The organism is Kitasatospora sp. NPDC054939, from assembly GCF_053610105.1.
The window spans coordinates 1-18,951 of the sequence record NZ_JBSGXP010000168.1; the positions used below are offsets into that span (position 1 = coordinate 1).

Annotated in this window: 16 protein-coding genes; 9 read left to right on the forward strand and 7 right to left on the reverse strand. The window is 74.9% G+C overall.

Translation table 11 applies throughout. From position 1 onward, the window contains the following. Window positions 1-330: 330 nt before the first annotated feature. Window positions 331-909: an anthrone oxygenase family protein gene (locus ACWGB8_RS32990; RefSeq protein WP_452217317.1), complete on the forward strand. Its 579-nt coding sequence runs from the start codon at window positions 331-333 to the stop codon at window positions 907-909. Between the two features lie 274 nt (window positions 910-1,183). Further along, window positions 1,184-1,690 (forward strand): GNAT family N-acetyltransferase, encoded by a 507-nt coding sequence (locus tag ACWGB8_RS32995; protein ID WP_452217318.1) that lies wholly within the window; start codon window positions 1,184-1,186, stop codon window positions 1,688-1,690. A 138-nt stretch (window positions 1,691-1,828) separates the two neighbouring features. On the opposite strand, the gene ACWGB8_RS33000 is transcribed toward ACWGB8_RS32995, so the two are convergent. The 5 genes from ACWGB8_RS33000 to ACWGB8_RS33020 form a co-directional block, all read right to left on the reverse strand. Beyond that, complete coding sequence (locus tag ACWGB8_RS33000) at window positions 1,829-2,746, reverse strand: DUF6891 domain-containing protein (protein ID WP_452217319.1); 918 nt, start codon at window positions 2,744-2,746, stop codon at window positions 1,829-1,831. A gap of 133 nt (window positions 2,747-2,879) precedes the next feature. Beyond that, window positions 2,880-3,845: a phosphatase PAP2 family protein gene (locus tag ACWGB8_RS33005; RefSeq protein ID WP_452217320.1), complete on the reverse strand. Its 966-nt coding sequence runs from the start codon at window positions 3,843-3,845 to the stop codon at window positions 2,880-2,882. A 278-nt stretch (window positions 3,846-4,123) separates the two neighbouring features. Continuing rightward, entirely contained in the window at window positions 4,124-4,558 is a 435-nt protein-coding gene (locus ACWGB8_RS33010; RefSeq protein ID WP_452217321.1) for a VOC family protein, read from the reverse strand. Window positions 4,559-4,621: 63 nt separating this feature from the next. Next, complete coding sequence (locus ACWGB8_RS33015; protein ID WP_452217322.1) at window positions 4,622-5,104, reverse strand: VOC family protein; 483 nt, start codon at window positions 5,102-5,104, stop codon at window positions 4,622-4,624. Between the two features lie 395 nt (window positions 5,105-5,499). After that, window positions 5,500-6,000 carry an anthrone oxygenase family protein gene (locus ACWGB8_RS33020; RefSeq protein WP_452217323.1) on the reverse strand — a complete coding sequence of 167 codons (501 nt, stop codon included), beginning with the start codon at window positions 5,998-6,000 and terminating at the stop codon, window positions 5,500-5,502. A gap of 110 nt (window positions 6,001-6,110) precedes the next feature. Between ACWGB8_RS33020 and ACWGB8_RS33025 the strand changes: the two genes are divergently transcribed. Then, window positions 6,111-7,190, forward strand: a complete 1,080-nt coding sequence (locus ACWGB8_RS33025) for an AraC family transcriptional regulator (RefSeq protein ID WP_452217324.1) — start codon at window positions 6,111-6,113, stop codon at window positions 7,188-7,190. Window positions 7,191-7,343: 153 nt separating this feature from the next. On the opposite strand, the gene ACWGB8_RS33030 is transcribed toward ACWGB8_RS33025, so the two are convergent. Both ACWGB8_RS33030 and ACWGB8_RS33035 read right to left on the reverse strand, forming a co-directional pair. Next, window positions 7,344-8,255 (reverse strand): hypothetical protein, encoded by a 912-nt coding sequence (locus ACWGB8_RS33030; RefSeq protein ID WP_452217325.1) that lies wholly within the window; start codon window positions 8,253-8,255, stop codon window positions 7,344-7,346. Then, entirely contained in the window at window positions 8,252-8,839 is a 588-nt protein-coding gene (locus tag ACWGB8_RS33035) for a hypothetical protein (RefSeq protein WP_452217326.1), read from the reverse strand. Before ACWGB8_RS33035 ends, ACWGB8_RS33030 begins: the two co-directional genes overlap by 4 nt. A gap of 369 nt (window positions 8,840-9,208) precedes the next feature. Between ACWGB8_RS33035 and ACWGB8_RS33040 the strand changes: the two genes are divergently transcribed. From ACWGB8_RS33040 to ACWGB8_RS33065, 6 genes are all read left to right on the forward strand, one after another. After that, entirely contained in the window at window positions 9,209-12,715 is a 3,507-nt protein-coding gene (locus ACWGB8_RS33040) for a CHAT domain-containing tetratricopeptide repeat protein (RefSeq protein ID WP_452217327.1), read from the forward strand. Between the two features lie 30 nt (window positions 12,716-12,745). Next, the gene (locus ACWGB8_RS33045) at window positions 12,746-14,020 is read left to right on the forward strand and encodes a tetratricopeptide repeat protein (RefSeq protein ID WP_452217328.1); all 1,275 of its coding nucleotides are present in this window, start codon (window positions 12,746-12,748) and stop codon (window positions 14,018-14,020) included. A gap of 184 nt (window positions 14,021-14,204) precedes the next feature. Beyond that, window positions 14,205-15,362: an endonuclease/exonuclease/phosphatase family protein gene (locus ACWGB8_RS33050; protein WP_452217329.1), complete on the forward strand. Its 1,158-nt coding sequence runs from the start codon at window positions 14,205-14,207 to the stop codon at window positions 15,360-15,362. 262 nt (window positions 15,363-15,624) lie between these two features. Continuing rightward, window positions 15,625-16,719, forward strand: a complete 1,095-nt coding sequence (locus tag ACWGB8_RS33055) for a sugar ABC transporter substrate-binding protein (RefSeq protein ID WP_452217330.1) — start codon at window positions 15,625-15,627, stop codon at window positions 16,717-16,719. 133 nt (window positions 16,720-16,852) lie between these two features. Next, on the forward strand, window positions 16,853-17,641 hold the full coding sequence (locus ACWGB8_RS33060; protein ID WP_452217331.1) for an ATP-binding cassette domain-containing protein: 789 nt from the start codon (window positions 16,853-16,855) through the stop codon (window positions 17,639-17,641). Then, window positions 17,638-18,909: a sugar ABC transporter permease gene (locus ACWGB8_RS33065; protein ID WP_452217332.1), complete on the forward strand. Its 1,272-nt coding sequence runs from the start codon at window positions 17,638-17,640 to the stop codon at window positions 18,907-18,909. Before ACWGB8_RS33060 ends, ACWGB8_RS33065 begins: the two co-directional genes overlap by 4 nt. Window positions 18,910-18,951: the final 42 nt, after the last annotated feature.

Below are 18,951 nucleotides of genomic sequence, written 5' to 3' on the forward strand. Positions count from 1 at the left end.
GCGCCGACCCGAACGGCGCAGCGGCCCGGCCCGGCCAGGGCCCCGGCACCCGCCGAACCGCCCACCGCCGAACCGCCCACCGCCGAACCGCCCGCGAGCCCACCGTCGCTCGACCCGCTCGCGGGGCCCGCCGCCCCACCCAGCATCACCCAGCATCACCACCCACCGCCCCGCCCATGAACCGCCGGCCGAACTGCCCATTGCGCCGGACCGGTTCCGCCCGGGCGCCGCAACCGGCATGATCGGCAACGGGCTCCCGACGCCGTAGGCCCGGAGCCCGGACAGCCGACCGGAACAGACCCGCACCGCCTCACCAGTCAAGGACATCCGATGCGCAGCGTCTCCACCACGCCCGACTCCCCGGCGAACCCGCTCCCCTCGACCGCACAGCCTGCCCCGGGCGGGCCGACCGGCCGGGCCGCCGGCCCGGTGCTGATCGGCGCGACCGTCGCGACGGGGCTCATGGCCGGACTGCTCTTCGCCTTCTACGTGTCCGTCATGCCGGGGCTCGCCGAGGGCGACGACCGTACGTACGTCACCGCGATGCAGAACATCAACCGGGTCATCGAGAACGCGGTGTTCGGCCTGGTCTTCGTCGGCGCGTTCGCCGCGATCGCTGTCGCGGCGTGGCTGGAGCACCGGGCGGGACGGCGTGCCGTGGTGCGCTGGGTGGGTGCGGCGCTGCTGCTGTACGCGGTGATGCTGGGCCTCACGGCGGGGGTGAACGTCCCGCTCAACACCGAACTGGCCGACGCGGGCGATCCGTCGACGATCGCCGACCTGGCCGCCGTCCGCGCCCGCTTCGAGGACACCTGGGTGGTCTCCAACGCCGTGCGCACGCTGGTCTGCACCGCAGCCCTCGGCGCCCTCGGCCGGGCGCTGCTCCTGCACGGCCGCCTCAGCCGCTGACCCCGGCCCGGCCGCCCGGGCACGGGGGCCACCACGCCACCCGGCCACCCGCCACCACGGCACCCGGCGATCTGCGCACCCGCCACCCGCCACCCGGCCACCCGGGCCCCCGCCCACGCCCCGCTCTCCTCCTACGAGAGCGGGGCGGACGCGTCGCCAGGTGCCGCAGGGCGGGGCACGGTGTCCCTGAAGCGCGCCGACAGGCCTGCTCGCGCGGTGCGGGCGGGCCCGGAATTGCCTCCCGGTCGCAGCGTCGGCCGTGGAGAATCGGGGCATGCGCATTCGAGAAGTCCGGACCGAGGACCTGCCGTTGCTCCAGGACATCGAGCGGGCGGCCGGGTTGTGCTTCCGCGACGTCGGCATGCCCGAGATCGCCGACGACGAACCGCTGCCGCTCGACGAACTCGCCCGGTACCAAGGGGCGGGGCTGGCCTGGGTGGCCGTCGGCGAGGCGGGTGTTCCGGTGGCCTACCTCATCGCCGACCACGTCGACGGGAACCTGCACGTCGAACAGGTGTCGGTGCACCCGGACAGTGCGCGCCGCGGCATCGGGCGGTCGCTCCTGGAGCATCTCGCGGAACGGGCGGCGACCGGCGGCGTCCCCGCCCTGACCCTCACCACGTTCGCCGACGTGCCCTGGAACGCCCCCTACTACGCACGCTGCGGGTTCCAGCCGCTCGACGACGACCTGCTCGGTCCGGACCTGCAGGACATCCGCGCACGGGAAGCGGCCCACGGCCTGGACCGGTGGCCGCGGCTGTGCATGCGCCGGGCCGTCTGACCGCTGCCCGGCGGCCGTGACCGTCCACGTCGCCGACCGTCCTCCACCGGCCCGCGTGCCGACCGGCCTGCAGCACATCGGCCCACCGGTCCGCCGGGTTCGCCTGCGCCGGATCGGTGAACCTCCGCGGTCACTGCCCTAGCCGATCAGACGGCGGCGCCAGTCGAGCGGGGTGACGGTGATGGCACGGTTGGGGTTGTGGTCCCAGTCGGTGCGGAGACCGACGGCTTCGAGGGCGGCCACGATCTCGTGGCCGACGGCCGTGGTGGTGTCGGCCGAGTCGTCGAAGCCGCCGTAGTAGAGCGTCAGGCCGCGGCCGGCCGCGGCGGAGTCCGTGGACTGGGTGTGGAAGTACACGAAGCCGCGGGCGTCGGGGCCGGCCTCGCCGCCGATCTCGGAGTGGCCGCAGCTGCCGCAGCAGGTGAAGTTCTCGCGGGCGGTGATGCCGGCCTCCTCCAGGGCGGTGAAGGCGCGGGTGAGCCGTTCGGGGTCGGTCTCGTCCTGCCAGCGGGCCTGCTCGGCGACCCGCTCCAGCCACAGCCGGTCGGCCAGTGCCTCCGCCTGTTCGCGCGAGACGGGCCTGCGGCCGGGGGTGACCAGGTAGTCCTCGGCGAGTTCGGCCAGGTCGGCGCGGGAGGCGTAGCCGCCGGTCAGTACCTCGCGGACGCGGGCTTCGAGCTGCGCGCGTTCGGCGTCGTCGAGGTCGAGGGGCGGCACCTCGCGGACGGGGCCGAGGTCCAGCGGCTCCCAGTCCGGACCCGCGTCCCATCCGTCGTCCTCGCGGGCCCAGCCGGTGAGCAGGGCCAGTACGGCGCCGGGTCCGCCGACCGTCGTGCGGAAGTGCCGGTCCGCGGCGCCGTCGCGGTGTTCCAGGGTGTAGTCGCCGCCGGACCGGTGCCAGACCTGGGCGAAGACGTCGGGCAGGTCGGGCACCCGCTGGACGACCAGGAACCGGTCCCTCTCACCGCCGATGCGCCGGACCAGCCCGGCCAGTTCCTCGGCGGACACCTGGACGTGCCGCTCGTCGTTCTCCGTCGTCACCACGATCCTGAGCATGCGCAGACTCTGACACGCTCCACTGACATGCACCCTGCCCGGCCCCCAACCGGCCCCAACCGGCCCCAACCGGCCCCGACCGGCTCCGACCGGCTCCGACCGGCCCCCGCCCAGCGCCGAGCGGCCACGCGGGCTACGCCGCTCCCCGGCTGCGGCGGGCGGCGCGGCGATCGAGGAGGCGGCCGAGGCCGAAGTAGACGGCGACGGCGTAGGCCCAGCCGACGAGGATGTCGATGATGAAGTGCTCGGCCCCGTACACCAGGGTGAAGGCCATGGCGAGCGGATAGGCGGCGAGCAGGACCCGGGCGGTCGGGCCGGCGCCGGGCCAGAAGAACAGGGTGACCAGCAGCGGGTATGCGGAGTGCAGCGAGGGCATCGCGGCGACGTCGTTGGAGAAACGGCTGCCGTTCTCGAACACCGAGGCGGCCGTGGGGAGGCCGAGGTGGCCGAGCACGTCGCCGACGACCCGGGTGAGGGCGGGCATCCGGCCCTCTTCGGCGGCCAGCCAGGGGGGTACGGCCGGGTAGAGGATGTAGGTGACGAACCCGGCGTAGGTGAGGGCGAGGTAGTAGGCGAGCAGGCGCCGGAAGCGGGCGTGGTTGCGTCGCCAGAGGACGGCGAGCAGGACGAAGACGACGAAGAAGTGCGACATGTAGACCGCGACCGTCAGGTAGTCGTGGAGTCGCGGGCGGCCGGGGGTGTACAGGGCGTACTGCAGGCGTACCGTCCAGGTCTCGCCGAAGCCGAGTACCCGGTCGAAGGCGAGCTGGGGGTGCAGATAGGGCGGCCAGGGCGTGTGGGCTCCGTAGCCGCGCAGCAGCGAGTACGTCCAGACCACGGCCATCACCGGCACCCAGTCGCGCAGGACGTGCAGTCCGCTGCGCCAGCCGCCGCCGCTGTGGACGGCGGCGGCCAGCAGGGCACCGATCAGCCAGAGGAACACCAGGTCGTTGGTGTAGGGCACGCCGTGCGTCCACACCCACCAGGCGAACAGTCCGAAGTAGAGCGGCCAGGCCGCCCGGCGCCAGCTGCGCCAGCGGCCGTTGGCCCTGGTGGCGGTGGACCCGGCGGGCAGGGTCGGGGGACGAAGGTCGGGCACGGCCCACTCCCGGCGGATCGACGGAACGCACTGGCAGTGCCACGGAGCGTATCCGCGCCGTCCGGCCGAACCACCGCCGTGGTGATCGTTTTCGCCCGTTCGGGCAGGCAAGCCGTCGGGCGGCGGCCGATCCGGTGGTGCGTCAGTCCTCGCGGGCGGAGCAGACCGCGGACCACAAGGCCGCACGACCGCAGACCGCAGACCGCAGACGCTGAGCTGCGGTCGTGCGGTCGTGCGGTCGGCGTTCGAAGAGCGGTGCCGGCGTCAGGCTTCAGGGGTCAGGCGGACTGGCCGGCGATGTCGACCAGCCAGGTGATGCCGAAGCGGTCGGTGCACATGCCGAACACGTCGCCCCACATCTGCTTCTCCAGCGGCACCATGACCGTGCCGTCGGCGGAGAGCCGCTCCCAGTAGCCGCGCAGTTCGTCGGCCTCGTCGCCGCTCACGCTGACGGAGATGTTGGTCCCGGGGTTGTGGGGCATCCCGGGCGGGGTGTCGGACGCCATGAGGGTGAAGCCGTTGGTGGTTTCGAGCATGCTGTGCATGATCTTGTCGGCGAACTCGGCGGGGGCCTGCGCCTCGGCCGGGGCGCTCTGGCTGAACTCGCCGAAGGTGTTCGTGGTGAGCGTGCCGCCGAAGACGCCCTGGTAGAACTCCATGGCCTGGCGGGCGTTGCCGTCGAAGCTGATGTACGGGTTGAGTCGGGTGGGCATGCAGTGTCCCTTCCTGGTGACCGGCTGGTGGACCGACCGGTGGGGTGCCCGGGGGCGGGCGGGTCAGGCGATGCCACTGTCGGGGAGGGTGCCCATGGCGGCTGCGGCGCGCCGCTCCAGCTCGTCCGCGGGGACGTCCTCCTTGTGGGTGGCGACGCTCCAGCGGTGGCCGAAGGGGTCCTCGAACTGGCCGGTCCGATCGCCGTAGAACTCGTCCTTGACCGCCTGGAGTTCGGTGGCGCCCAGGTCGAGCGCTCGGGCGAAGGCCGCGTCGACGTCCTCGACGTAGGCGTAGAGGACGACGGGGGTGCCGCCCACCGTCGTCGGTGCGAGGAAGCCCATCTCGGGGTACTCGTCGGCGACCATGACGACGGAGTTGCCGATCTGCAGTTCGGCGTGCCCGATCCTGCCGTCGGGGCCGGCTGCGCGCATGCGTTCGGTCGCGCCGAGTACGGCGATGTAGAAGTCGATCGCGGCGGCGGCGCCGTCGATGCAGAGGTAGGGCGTGACGCGGGGGGAGTCCTCGGGCACTGGTTTGACGCTCACCGGTTCGGGGCCTTCCGATCAGTGCCGTCGGCCGTGCGGCCGACCGCCGTTCGACGCGGGGAGGGCACGGCGGGACGAGCCGGACGTGCCCGGACCAGCGTGGCACGGGCCGTCGGGGTGTGCAGCCCGGGGCCGCGGGCAGAGGGGCCGGAGGGGACGCCCGCCCCATACGGCCCGCACGAGGACGCCCGCCCCATACGGCCCGCACGAGGACGCCCGCCCCGCTCCCTTCCTAGGGAGCGGGGCGGGCGCGTTCGGCGGTGCGGTGGCGCAACCGTGCCGCGGTGTGACTGCGCATGGGCGCCGGGATGCAGGGACGAACCGGGATGCACGGGCGAACCGGGGTGCAGGGACGAACCGGGGCCGAGATGGGGCCGGGACGGCGGCCGGCCGGGTCAGCCGGTGCTCCCGCCGTGCAGGACGAGCGCCCAACAGAGGCAGACCAGTGCGCCGGTGCAGAGCAGGGCGCGCACGATGTTCCAGCGCACCCAGGTGGTCTCGAAGCGGGCGCGAACCGGGGCGGGTTCCGCGATCCGGTCGGGGGAGCCCGCCTCGGCCAGGGCGTTGTTCAGCGGGATGTTGATGGCCCGGGTGACGACCAGCGAGGCCACGTAGCAGACCAGCGCGCCGATCACGGCGGGCAGCGCGCGGTGTCCGGCGGAGGGCAGGTGCAGGGCGAGTGCGGCGGCGGTGAAGAGCAGGGCGCCGACGAAGCCGAGCAGGAACCAGCCGTTGAGGATCGCCACGTTGATGCGTTGCATGACCTCGATGAAGGTGCGGTCGTCGGTGCCCTTCAGCCCGGGCATGACGGAGCAGGCGTACGCGTAGAAGAGGCCGGTGGTCAGGCCGGTGGTCATGGTGGCGGCCACGAGCGCGATGACGCGCAACAGTTCCATCGGGGCGGATTCCTTCCGGTGCACAGGGGCTGACAGCTGCCAGCCCGAACGCTCATGAGCCTCTCAAATGATCAAACGTCAATCCATGTTCCAGAGTCTAGAGTTGTGGGGTGGATACTCTCATGGGGCTGTTGGACGGCCCGAAGGCGCGTGGGGCGTTCCTGCTGCGTTCGGTGCTCGACCCGCCGTGGTCGCTGCGCATCGAGGACCGCGCCCCGCTCTCCGTGGTGACCATGATCGAACGCGACGCCTGGGTGCTGCCCGAGGGCGGTGAGCCCGTCCGGCTGCGCCCGGGGGATGTGGCGCTGCTGCGCGGGCCGGCGCCGTACACGGTCGCGGACGACCCCGGCACGCCGACCACCGTCCGGGTGGGGCCGGGCCAGGACTGCACCAGCGACGGGGTGAGCGTCGCCGAGTCCCTCGCCCTGGGCGTACGGACCTGGGGCGGCGGCAAGGGGCCCGACGCGGCGGTGATGCTGACCGGGACGTACCAGGCCGACCACGAGATCGGCCGCCGGCTGCTGGCCTGCCTGCCCGCCCTGCTGGTCCGTCCCCTGGGACGGGCCGCGGGGGCCGGCGGCGCGTCCGGAGCCGGAGCCGGAGCCGGATCCGGTGGCGGTGCCGGGGCCGGTACGGGCGGCGGGCTGCGGACCGACGACGTCCTGGTCGGCCTGCTCGCCGAGGAGATCGGCCGCAGCGAGCCGGGTCAGGAGCTCGTCCTGGACCGCCTGCTCGACCTGCTGGTGATCGGCGTCCTGCGGACCTGGCTGGCCCGGCCGGAGGCGGGGGCGCCGGCCTGGTACCTCGCCCAGGGCGACCCGGTGGTGGGCCCGGCCCTGCGGGTGCTGCACGAGGAGGTCGCGTACCCGTGGACGGTGGCCTCGCTCGCCGCCCGGGTCGGCATCTCCCGTGCCCACCTGGCCCGCCGCTTCACCGAGTTGATCGGTGAGCCGCCGATGGCGTACCTGGCCTCGTGGCGGCTGGCGCTGGCCGCGGACCTGCTCGCGGATCCGACCCGCACGATCGGCTGGGTCGCCGGACGGGTGGGGTACAGCAGTGCGTTCGCGCTCAGCGCGGCGTTCAAGCGGGTCCGCGGGGTCAGCCCGCAGGAGCACCGGCGGCTGGCCGCGGCGGCCGTACCGGTGGAGGCGGGGCCGCCCGTGCCGGGCACCGTGGTGCTCGCGGGCTGAGGCCGGTGCCGGGGCAGTGGGCACGACGCCGACCGTACACGCCTGCCGCGCCTGTTGCCCGATGCCACCGGCCGCCTGTCACCGGCCGCCTGTCGCCTGCCACCTGCCGACCGGGATCGGCCGCCCGCCGACCGGGATCGGGCGGCCTTCCGGTCAGTCCGGCTTGCCGAGCAGGCGCGAGAGGCGCTCACCGGCGGCGCGGTCGAAGCCCTCGGGGGTCTCCACCCCGAGGGCTTCGGCCAGTTCGCGCAGGTGGAGTTCGGCGAGCGCCTCGGTGAGCTCCGCGAACGCCTGGGCGGCGTCCCGGGCCCGCCACAGGCCCGCGAGCACGGCCGCCGCGCCGCCCAGGGCGGCCGGCCACCACCAGAGCCCGAGCAGGAGGTAGCCGCCTCCCCAGGCGCAGAGCCGGGCGGCGGCGCCCAGCTGCAGGCGGGCGGTGTGCAGTTCGGTGCGGGTGCCGTCGGCCGCCAGCAGCCACAGGTGCGGCCAGGCGGCGGCCAGGTCGAGCCGGTAGGCGCGCCGGAGCCGGCGGCCGGGCGCGGCGAGGCGGTCGCCGGTACGGAAGGGGTGCCGCGGTGCGAGGGTGCCGAGCCGGTTGCGGTCGGCGTGGGCGCGTTCGGCGCGTTCGACGAGTTCCCCGGCGTCGGGCGCACCGGAGATCCGGGCACGCCCGGCGGCGACCAGGGCCGTGCGGTAGACGGCGTCCGCGGCGCGCCAGCGGCGGAGCCTGCGGTCGGCGAGCCGGCGCAGCAGCGGGCCGACGGGCTCGGCGTACCAGAGGCGTTCCAGGGCCGCGCCGAGGCCCTGTGCCGCGGTGCCGACGGCCGCGGCGGCGGCGAGCAGCACCAGCGCGGCCAGCGCGAGGGCGCCGGCGCTGTGGGCCTGCGGGGAGGCGGCGACCTCCACCAGACGGGTCCGCAGCAGGCCGGCGTCCGACCAGCGCTGCTGGCCGAGGGTCAGGGCGGTGCCGAGGACCAGCAGGTACAGCAGGCCGGGGATCGCCAGCAGGGCGAGCCAGCGTTCGGCGATCCGCCCGCCGAGGGCGCTGAGGAAGGCGCCGGTCACCGCAGTCCGACCGCCCGCAGCGGCCGGTCGAACACCCGGCAGGCGGGCGGCCGTTCGGCGTCGGGGTCGGGCGCCTCCACCCGGCCGCACTGGAGGCCGGGGCAGGCCAACACGTACAGGTCGGGGTGGGCGGCACCGGGCACCGGCAGGCCGCGGTAGGCGGGGGAGACGGGGGTCGGGGTGCTGCGGTAGGAGCCGAGGCCGGCGCTGTGCCCGGCCATCAGCAACTCCTCCTCCAGCTCGTCGAACAGGTCGTCGAGTTCGGCTGCGGTCCGACCGGCCCGCAGCTCGGCCAACAGGCGGTCGAGCAGGTCGGCGCCCTCGGCGCCGAGCCGCGGCAGGCCCGCCCCGGTCCGGCCGGGGCCGCCGCTGCCCGCAGGCCCGCCACCCGTCGCTGCTGCGGCCAGCCGCCGGCACAGCTCGCCGAGGCGGGCGTGGCCGAAGGCGTCCGCCGGGGCCTCCCGAGTACCCGACGCCCCCGCCGGGGCTCCTGCCGGCGGCGGTGCCGCGGGACCTTCCGCCGGAGCACCCGCGGCGGACCCGTCCGGCCGTGCACCGCCGCCCTGCGCCGCGACCCGCGGCACTTCGCGTGCGGGCCCCGTGCCCCGTCCCTCCGGCGCGCCGCCTTCCGCCTCCACCGCCACATGTCCTCCGTGCCCCGAAGTCCGGGAGTCCGCGCCGTCCCCGACGCCGCCCCGGCGCACCCTGTCCTGCCGTGTCCTGCCGTCCGTGCGGTTCCCGCCGTCCGGGTACCGGCCACCCGGCCGTACCGCCCGGACGCGGTACCGCCCGGGCGCCGTCGACCGTGATCCTCACAGCTTGGCATCCCTGACGGTTTGTTCGCTATCGTCGGCGGTAATCTCCGATACAGCCAGGCCAGTTGGCACCGGTCCGAGCAGGAGGTGGTCGCGGCGGACGCACGGGGGGCGGAAGCGGCGCAGCGGGCAGGTCAGTTGCTGCTGCAGTTCTCCCGGACGGGCGAGGCGCCGGCCCTGGACGCCGCGATCTCGCTGTACCGGGAGTACCTGCGCACGTCGGGCGGGCCGGGGGCGCCGGGACCGCGGGGGCCGTCGGAGTCCGAGCGGGCCCTGGCCGCGGCGGCGAGCAACCTGCTGGCCGCGCTGCTGGCCCGGTGGCAGGCCCGCCACGAGCGGGCGGACCTCGACGAGATCGTCACCCTGGCGGGTGAGCGGGCGCACGCCCGTCCGCCCGCCGAACAGGACGTCCGGATCCTCGGGCTGGCGCTGCGGGACCGCTTCGGGGCGGACGGCGATCCGGCCGATCTGGACCGGGCGGTCGCGGCGTTCGGGCTGGCCGTCGAGCTGCCGCAGGACCCGGAGGTCCGGGCGCAGACGCTGAGCAGTCTGGGGGGTGTGCTGCGCGACCGGTTCGAGGCGACCGGCAGCGCGCGGGACCTGGAGGCCGCCGAACGGGCGGAACGCCGCGCCGCGGAGGCCGCTCCCGTCGGCTCCGCCACCTGGGTGGCGGCCGTCGGCAACCTCGCGGTGACCCGCTACCGCACCTACCGCCAGGACGGTGACCGGGCGGCCCTGGCCGAGGCGCTGGAGCTGCTGCGGGAACTGCTGCCGGCCTGCCCGCCGGGGAGTGCGCACCGTCCGCGCGTTCTGCACAACCTCGCCGAGGTGCTGCGCACGTCCGCGGAGCAGAGCGACGACCCGGGCCTGCGGGCCGAGATGCTGTCGGTGCACCGGACGGCGCTGCGCGAGGCCCCGCCCGGTCACCCGGCCCGGCCGGACCGGCTGGCCTGGCTGGGTGTCGCGCTGCGGCTGACGGCGGAGGCCACCGACGACCTGGTGGCGCTGCGCGAGTCCGCCGAGCTGCTGCGCGCCGCCGTGCGCCTGCTGCCGCCCGGCACCGAGCGGCACGCGACCGCGCTGAACAGCCTCGGCAACGCGCTGCACCGGCTCGCCCAGTACACGGGTGACACGGCGGTGCTGGACGAGGCGGTGGCCGCGCTGCGCCGGGGGCTGACCGAGGCGCGTCCCGGCGCCGCCCACCACGCCGACCTGCTCGCCAACCTCGCCGTGACCCTGCGCGAGCGCTACCTGGAGACGGGGGACCTGGCCTCCCTGGAGGAGGGCGCGGCGCTGGCCCGGGAGGCGCTTGCCGGGGCCGGCCCGGTGGCCGGGGCGGTGCGGCTCGGCAACCTCGGGGTGGTGCTGCAGAGCTGGTACGGCCGGACCGGCGACCCTGCCACGCTGGGCGAGGCGGTCGACGCGGCCCGGGAGGCGCTCGCCCGCACCGCCTCCGACGACCCCGCGATCGGCGACCGGCTGAACCACCTCGCCAACGCGCTGCGCGAGCGGTTCGGTGCGACGGGGGAGCAGCGGGACCTGGACGAGGCGATCGCCCTGCTGGAGCGGGCCGCGGACGCGATCCCGTACGGCCGGCCCGCGCTGGCACTGGCGCTCTCCAACCTCGGGTCGGCCCGGCTCACCAAGCACCGCACCGCGGACGCGCCGGGGGTGCTGGAGCGGGCGGTCAGCGACCTCGGCCGGGCCGTCTGGGCGACCGAGGACGGCAGTGCGGCGCACGCCGGCTACCTGTGCGAGTACGGCGACGCCCTGCACGCGCTGTACGAGCGGGGCGGCGACCGGGGGGTGCTGCGGGCCGCCGAGGACGCCTACCGGCAGGCCGCGCTGACCGAGGCGCTGGCGGCGTCGGACCGGGTCGGCGCCGCCTGGGACTGGGGCGCGGCGGCCGCCGGCGACGGCCGCTGGGACGACGCCCTGGAGGGCCACCGGCTCGCCCTCGACCTGCTGCCGTTCGCCGCCTCGGGGCGGATCGCGCGCGGGGACCAGCAGCACCGGCTGGCCCGCCTGTACGGGCTCGCCGCCGAGGCCGCCGCGTGCGCGGTCAACGCCGGGCGGCCGGAGGAGGCGGTGCAACTGCTGGAGCAGGGCCGGGGTGTGCTGCTGGGCCGGGCGATGGCGTCCCGGGACGGCTGGGGGCGGCTGCGCGAGGAGCACCCGGACCTCGCCGAGCGCTTCCAGGAGCTGCGGGACCGGCTGGACACGCTGGAGCCGGACACCACCGACCCGCTCTCCGGCGACACCGATCTGCGGCACTCCCTGGCCCGCCGGTTCGAGCACCTGGTCGGCGAGATCCGCACCCGCCCCGGTCTCGCCGACTTCCTCGCCCCGCCGAGCACCGCGAGCCTGCTGGCCACCGCCGCGGACGGGCCCGTGGTGCTGGCCTACTGCAGCCCGCACCGCAGCGACGCGCTGGTCCTGCGGCCCGGCGGGGTGCTGCTCGTGCCGCTGCCGCGGGCCACTCCGCGGGCGGTCGCCGAGCAGACCGCCCGCCTCGACGAGGCGCTGGCCGCCGCCATCGATCCGGAGCGGGAGCAGCAGGCCCAGGGTGTGCTGCGGGAGGTGCTCGCCTGGACCTGGGACTGTGTCACCGAACCGGTCCTGGACGCGCTGGGGCTGGCCGGGCCGGGACCGGACGGCCGGTGGCCCCGGATCTGGTGGTCCCCGGGCGGTGCGCTGGCCGCGCTGCCGCTGCATGCGGCCGGCCGCCTCCCGGCCCGGGCCGACGCCGAGCCTTCCGACGCGGTGCCGGACACCGCGCACGCCGGGGCCGACACGCTGCCCGACACCGCCCTGCCGGACCGGGTCGGGGACGGCCCCGCCCGGACCGTGCTCGACCGGGTGGTCTCCTCGTACACGCCAACCGTCCGGGCCCTCGCGTACGCCCGCGCCCGGTCCGCCGCCGCACCGGAACCGGCCGGCCCCGGAACCCCGGCCGGCCCCGAAACCCCGGACGGTTCGTCGCCGCGCCGTCACCCGGCCGCCGGGCTGCTCGCGGTGGCGCTGCCCGACACCCCCGGGGCGCGTCCGCTCACCGGTGCCAAGCGGGAGGTCGACCTGCTCGGCCGGCTGCTGCCCACCGAGGTGCTGACCGGCGAACGGGCCACCGCCGCCCGGATCCTGGCGGCGCTGCCGCACCACGCCCACGTCCACTTCGCCTGCCACGGGGTCAGCGATCCCGTCGATCCCTCCAACACCCGGCTGCTCGCGCACGACCACCGGGCGGAGGCGCTGACGGTCCGCCGGATCTCCCGGCTGGACCTGCCCGTTGCCCGCCTCGCCGTGCTCTCGGCGTGCGACACCGCGCGCGGCAGCGAGGAGCTGGCCGACGAGGCGGTCCACATCACCTCGGCGTTCCAACTCGCCGGCTACCCGCACACCGTGGGCACCCTCTGGCCGGTCCACGACCTCGTCGCGGTGCGGGTCACCCGCCTCCTGTACGGGGCACTGCGCACCGGCGGGCCGACGGAGCCGGGGGTGCCGGCACCCGGACCCGCGGTCCCGGCCGGGCCCGGGCTGGACACCCGGCGCACGGCCGAGGCGCTCCACCACGCCGTCCGGCACTGCCGTGACGCCTTCCCGGAGAGCCCCAGCCTCTGGGCCGCCCACATCCATGCCGGAGCCTGACCGCAGCACCGGACGAAGGAGGCCGTAGCCGTGAAGAAGTGGTGGAAGCGGCGGAGCACCCCGCCGGACGTCCCCGGGACCCGGTCCGGTGCACCGCAGGACCCCGGCGCAGCACAGGACCCCGGGGCACCGCTGGAGCCGGGTGCGCCGCAGGACGCCGTACCGTCCGGGCCCGCGCCCGGGGACTCCGCCGGTCCGCCGATCCGCGGCCCCCGGGGCCGGTCGGCGCCCGGCGGGCAGATCACCCTCACCCTGCTGCACGAGGACGGCGGGGAGGAGGTGGTCAGCGAGGTCGCCGTCCCGCCCGACGAGTGGCACCTGATGCGGGCCAACGGCACCCGTCACCGTCTCGGCCCGGACCATCCGGAGACCCTGGAGGCGTACCGCGACCTCGCCCGGGTCCTGGAGGCGACGCCGGGCCGCGAGTCGCAGGCGCTCGACCTGTACCGGGAGGTGGCCCGCGCCCAGCGCGCGGTGCTCGGCATGCACCACGAGGAGACCCTGCGCACCCTCGGCGAGCTGGCCGAACTCCTCCACCGGACCGGACGGTTGCGCGAGTCCGAGGAGCTGTGGCGGACCGTCCTGCGGGACCGCGCGGCCCTCCTCGGCCGGGACCACCGGGACACCCTGCACAGCGCCACCGGACTGGCCGGCGTGCTGTCGGCCCTGCGGCGCGCCCCCGAGGCCGAGCCGCTGCACCGCGACGTCCTGGACCGGCTGACCCGGCAGTTCGGCCCCGACCACCCGGAGGTGCTCGCCGCCGTCAACGCGCATGCGGCCGCACTGATCGTCTGCGGACGCCACGCGGAGGCCGAGACCGCCCTGCGCGGCCTCGCCGCCCGCCTGGAGGCGCGGTACGGACGCGGTGACGACCGGACGATCGAGGCGCGGGCCAACCACGCCGCCGCGCTCTGCCGGCTGGGCCGCTTCCGGGAGGCCGAGCCGGCGATGCGGGCGGTCGCCGCGGACTGGGCGGCGCTGGCCGGGCCGGACGACGACGCGACGCTCTCCGCCCGCAGCAACCTGGCCGCCGTGCTGCACGGCATGGAGCGCTACCGTGACGCCGTGCCGATCCTGGAGGACGTGCTCGCCCGGCGGTGCGCGACCCTCGGGTCGGGCCACCCGGTGACCGTCCGCAGTCGGGAGAACCTGGCCAACGTGCTGATCGACGTCGGCCGACCGGCCCAGGCCCGGCCGCTGCTCGAACAGTGCCTGGTCGAGTACGCCCGCATCCTCGGCGCGGACCACCCGGACCTGGAGGACATCCGCGACCGCCTCGCCTGGATCGACGAGCAGCGCCGCTGACCCGACGAGTACCACCGCTGCCCCGACCCGCGCAGCGCAGCCGATCGGGCGAACAGCGCCTCCGACCCCGCCGGGGCGTCCGGACCGGAACCGTGCGCGGGCGGGGCGCGTCTCCCGCTGGGTACCGGCGGTCGAAGATCGCCACGGGCCGGGGGACACGGTGGACGACGGAGCGGGGAGCGGCATGGGCGACGTGATCACGGGACGGCCGGCGGAGGCGGCAGGGCCGTCCGACGGCCTGCCGGACGCCGTCCAGCCCGACCGGACCGCGACATCCGCCGAGCCTCCCGCACCCACCGACCGTGCCGCACCCACGGACCCGGCCGCACCCACCGACCAGACACCCATCGACCCCGCACCCACCGACCCCGCCCGCCCGACCCGCCGCGGGCGGCTGCGCACCGCCGCCGTGGTCGCGGCGGGGGTGGCGCTCACCGGGCCGGCCGCGCTCGCCGCGGTCCGGCTCGGCGGCTGGGACGACGGCACCGTACTGGCCATGCCGATGTCGGTGCTCCCGTATGCCGCGCTGCTGACCCTGCTGCTCCTCGCGGCCCTGCTGGCGCTGCGCTCCTGGCGGACCGCCGCCGTCGCGGGTCTGCTGGCGGTGCTCCAGCTCTGCTGGCTGGTACCGCGGTTCGTTCCCGAAGGAACCGCTGTTCCGGCGGATGCTCCGCGGCTGCGCGTGGCGACCAGCAACGCGTACGTGGGCCGGGTGGATGCGGCCGCCCTGGTCCGGCTGGTCCGTGAGCAGCGGGTGGACGTGCTGGCCGTCGAGGAGTTGACCCCGGGCAGGGTGCGGGCGCTGGACGCGGCGGGTCTGGCCGAGCTGATGCCGTACCGCGAGGTGCGGCCCGGCCGGGACAGCGCGCTGTTCTCCCGGTTGCCGCTGAACCGGCTCGGCGACGGTGCCTCCGCGGCGGCCCGGGCGCAGGTGGGGGCCGAGGTGTCGGTGGGCGGCCGGTCCGTCAGACTGATCGCTGTGCACACGTACTACCCGCTGGGGGACGCCCGGAAGTGGGCCGAGAGCTTCGACGGGCTGAAGGCCGCGGCCGAGGGGCGGACCCGTGACGCGGTGTTCCTCGGGGACTTCAACGCGACGCTCGACCACGCCCCGATGCGCGCGCTGCTCGGTACCGGGCTGACGGATGCGCACGCCGCACTCGGCCGGGGCGGGGCGCCGACCTGGCCGGAGTCCAACGACGACTTCCCGCTGCTGCCGCCGGTGATCCAGATCGACCACGTGCTGTACGGCCCGGGGCTGGCGGCGGTCGACGTCTCGGAGCACACCCTCGCGGGCGCCGACCACCGCGCCGTGGTCGCCGAACTCGCCGTCCTGCGCTGACGGTTCGGCCCGCCGGGGGGCAGGCGCGGCCGACCCTCCGATTTTGTTCGGCAGCTATTCAAAGTCTTGAACGATCCTCCAGGAGGTACCTCAAACTTGGACGATTCTCCAGGTTTTGCGTCCAACTAGTGTTCAGAAGATAACGAACATGGACCCATCTGAGGCTGTCTTGAGTTTACTTATTGACGACTGATGACGGGTCCCGGTTAACTCCTCCCCACTCCGCCGCAGTGCTGCGGCGACACCAGGGAGGCTCCCCCACATGAACGCATCGATGCGTCGCGCCCTCTACGGCACCGTCGCGGTCTCTATCGCCCTGTCCATGGCCGCCTGCGGCAAGGCCGGCGGCGACAAGAAGGAGACCGCGGGCACCGGGGACACCAAGTCCATAGGCCTGCTGCTCCCGGAGAACGCATCCTCCACCCGCTACGAGTCCTTCGACCGTCCGTTCATCACCGCCAAGGTCGCGGCGCTCTGCCCGGACTGCAAGGTGCAGTACAGCAACGCCGAAGGCAGCGCGGCCAAGCAGAAGCAGCAGTTCGACACCCTCATCGCCCAGGGCGTGAAGGTGATCCTGCTCGACGCCGTCGACGCCAAGTCCACCCAGTCCTGGGTCAAGGAGGCGGCCGGCAAGGGCGTCAAGGTCGTCGCGTACGACCGCCTGGCCACCGGCCCGGTCGCCGCCTACGTCTCGTTCGACAACGAGAAGGTCGGCGAACTCCAGGGCCAGGCCCTGGTTGAGGCGCTCGGCGCCAAGGCCGCCGAGGCCAACATCGTGATGATCAACGGTGACGAGGCCGACCCGAACGCGGCCCAGTTCAAGGCCGGTGCCCACAAGGCGCTGGACGGCAAGGTCAAGAAGATCGTCTACGAGCAGTCCGGTGAGTGGAAGCCCACCGTGGCCGGCCAGAAGACCGGTGCCGCCATCACCCAGTTCGGCAAGGACGGTTTCCAGGCCGTCTACTCCGCCAACGACGGCATGGCCGGCGCCATCATCACCCAGCTCAAGGCCGCCGGGATCAACGTCCCGGTCGGCGGCCAGGACGCGGGCCTCGACGCCGTCCAGCGGATCGTCGCCGGCGACCAGGCGTACACCATCTACAAGGCGTACAAGCCGCTCGCCGACAGTGCCGCCGAACTGGCCGTCAGCCTGCTGCAGGGCAAGGACATCAAGGCCGTCGCCACCGCTACCGCGGACAGCGCCACGGACAAGGGCATCCCGGCCAAGCTGCTGGAGCCCAAGGTCGTCACCAAGGCCAACATCACCGACACGGTGATCGCCGACGGCCTCTACAAGGCCGCCGACATCTGCACCGGCGACTACGCCGCGGCCTGCGCCACCGCCGGCATCAAGTAGCGCCAGCGGGGCCGCCCTCCGCGGCGAGCCGCCCCCGCCCTACCGGGCCGACCGGACCGGCGCTCCCCGCCCCACCGGGGAGCGCCACCCGGCCGGCCCACCCCTCACCTCCCCGCAAGTCCCCACTCAGGAGATGGTTCACGTGACAGGCGCACCCGTACTGGCGTTGCGCGGGGTCTCCAAGCGCTTCGGCGCCGTCCAGGCGCTCACCGATGTCGACCTGGAGGTCCACGCCGGTGAAGTGGTCGCCCTCGTCGGCGACAACGGCGCAGGCAAGTCCACGCTGGTCAAGACGATCGCCGGGGTCCACCCCATCGACGAGGGCAGCATCGCCTGGGAGGGCCGCGAGGTGCGCATCGCCCGCCCGCAGGACGCCCAGGCCCTCGGCGTCGCCACCGTCTACCAGGACCTCGCGCTCTGCGACAACCTCGACGTCGTCGCCAACCTGTTCCTCGGCCGCGAACTGCGCCGCCGCGGCACCCTCGACGAGGTCGCCATGGAGCAGCGCGCCAAGGAACTGCTGGACACCCTGTCCATCCGCATCCCCAGCGTGCGCATCCCGATCGCCGGCCTCTCCGGTGGGCAGCGCCAGGTCGTCGCGATCGCCCGCGCCCTGGTCGGCGACCCCCGGATCGTCATCCTCGACGAGCCGACCGCCGCCCTCGGCGTCGAGCAGACCGCCCAGGTCCTCGACCTGGTCGAGCGGCTGCGCGAGCGCGGCCTCGGGGTCATCCTCATCAGCCACAACATGGCGGACGTCAAGGCGGTCGCCGACACCGTCGCCGTCCTGCGCCTGGGCCGCAACAACGGCGTCTTCGACGTCGCCGGCACCTCGCACGAGGAGATCATCTCCGCCATCACCGGCGCCACCGACAACGCCGTCACCCGGCGCCAGGCACGCATCGCGGAGGAAGCGAAGTGAGCACCAGCCAGACCACCACCCCCGCGGCCGACACACCCGCCGCCCCCGCGGTCGACCCCCGCCTGCTGGTCCGGCGCGAAGGCGTCGCCGGCTACGCGGAGGAGTTCCGGCGCAAGATCCGCAGCGGCGAACTCGGCGCCCTGCCGGTCGTGCTGGGCCTCGTCGTGATCGCCGTCGTGTTCCAGAGCATCACCGGCAGCTTCCTGCAGGCCGACAACCTCACCAACATCACCAAGTGGATCGCGGGCCCCGGCCTGATCGCCGTCGGCATCGTCTTCGTCCTGCTGCTCGGCGAGATCGACCTCTCGCTCGGCTCGGTGGCCGGCGTCTGCGCCGCCGTCGCCTCCGTCCTGGCGGTCCGCCAGGGCGTCCCGGAATGGCTGGCGATCGTCATCGCCATCGCCACGGCCGTCGCCATGGGGGCCCTGCACGGCTTCTTCTTCGCCAAGATCGGCGTCCCCGCGTTCGTCGTCACCCTGGCCGGCATGCTCGCCTGGAGCGGCCTGCAGGACTACGTGCTCGGCTCGCTCGGCACCATCAACAACATCAACGACGGCTTCATCGCCAGCCTGGACAGCTACTTCCTCGGCGACGGCGACATCTCCTTCGCCTGGCTGCTCGCCGCGGTCGCGGTCGGCGGCTACTTCGCCGCCCAGCTGCTCACCGCCCGCCGCCGCACCGCCGCCGGCCTGCCCGCCCGGCCGATCGGCGAGATCGCCCTGCGCACCGGCGGCCTCGCCGTCCTCGCCCTGGCCGGCGCCTACACCCTCAACCAGGACCGCGGCCTGCCGCTGCCGCTGGTGGTGCTGCTCGGCGTGGTCGTCCTGACCGACTTCGTGCTGCGCCGCACCTCCTACGGCCGGCAGATCTTCGCCGTCGGCGGCGGCATCGAGGCGGCCCGCCGGGCCGGCATCAACGTCGCCTGGATCCGCATCTCGGTCTTCATGATCTCGGCCGGACTCGCGGGCCTCGGCGGTCTGTTCATCGCCTCCCAGCAGGGCTCCGCCGACAAGCTGCTCGGCAGCGGCAACGTCCTGATGAACGCCATCGCGGCGGCCGTCATCGGCGGCACCAGCCTCTTCGGCGGCCGCGGCAAGACCTGGTCGGCCCTGCTCGGCATGCTGGTCATCCAGTCGATCACCGTCGGGCTCTACATGGTGCACGCGGCCCAGGCCATCCAGTACATGATCACCGGCGCGGTGCTGCTCGCCGCGGTGGTGCTGGACTCGGTCTCGCGCCGCACCCAGAAGTCCACCGGACGCGGCTGACCCACCCGCAGGCGACGGCCCGGCACCCGCTCAGGGGGTGCC

What these genes read in the sequence shown, in the direction of transcription:
- ACWGB8_RS33000 (WP_452217319.1), bottom strand. Translation starts at nt 2,746, where the DNA reads ATGCTCAGGATCGTGGTGACGACGGAGAACGACGAGCGGCACGTCCAG.
- ACWGB8_RS32990 (WP_452217317.1), top strand. Translation starts at nt 331, where the DNA reads ATGCGCAGCGTCTCCACCACGCCCGACTCCCCGGCGAACCCGCTCCCC.
- ACWGB8_RS33060 (WP_452217331.1), top strand. Translation starts at nt 16,853, where the DNA reads ATGGTTCACGTGACAGGCGCACCCGTACTGGCGTTGCGCGGGGTCTCC.
- ACWGB8_RS33050 (WP_452217329.1), top strand. Translation starts at nt 14,205, where the DNA reads ATGGGCGACGTGATCACGGGACGGCCGGCGGAGGCGGCAGGGCCGTCC.
- ACWGB8_RS32995 (WP_452217318.1), top strand. Translation starts at nt 1,184, where the DNA reads ATGCGCATTCGAGAAGTCCGGACCGAGGACCTGCCGTTGCTCCAGGAC.
- ACWGB8_RS33055 (WP_452217330.1), top strand. Translation starts at nt 15,625, where the DNA reads ATGAACGCATCGATGCGTCGCGCCCTCTACGGCACCGTCGCGGTCTCT.
- ACWGB8_RS33020 (WP_452217323.1), bottom strand. Translation starts at nt 6,000, where the DNA reads ATGGAACTGTTGCGCGTCATCGCGCTCGTGGCCGCCACCATGACCACC.
- ACWGB8_RS33010 (WP_452217321.1), bottom strand. Translation starts at nt 4,558, where the DNA reads ATGCCCACCCGACTCAACCCGTACATCAGCTTCGACGGCAACGCCCGC.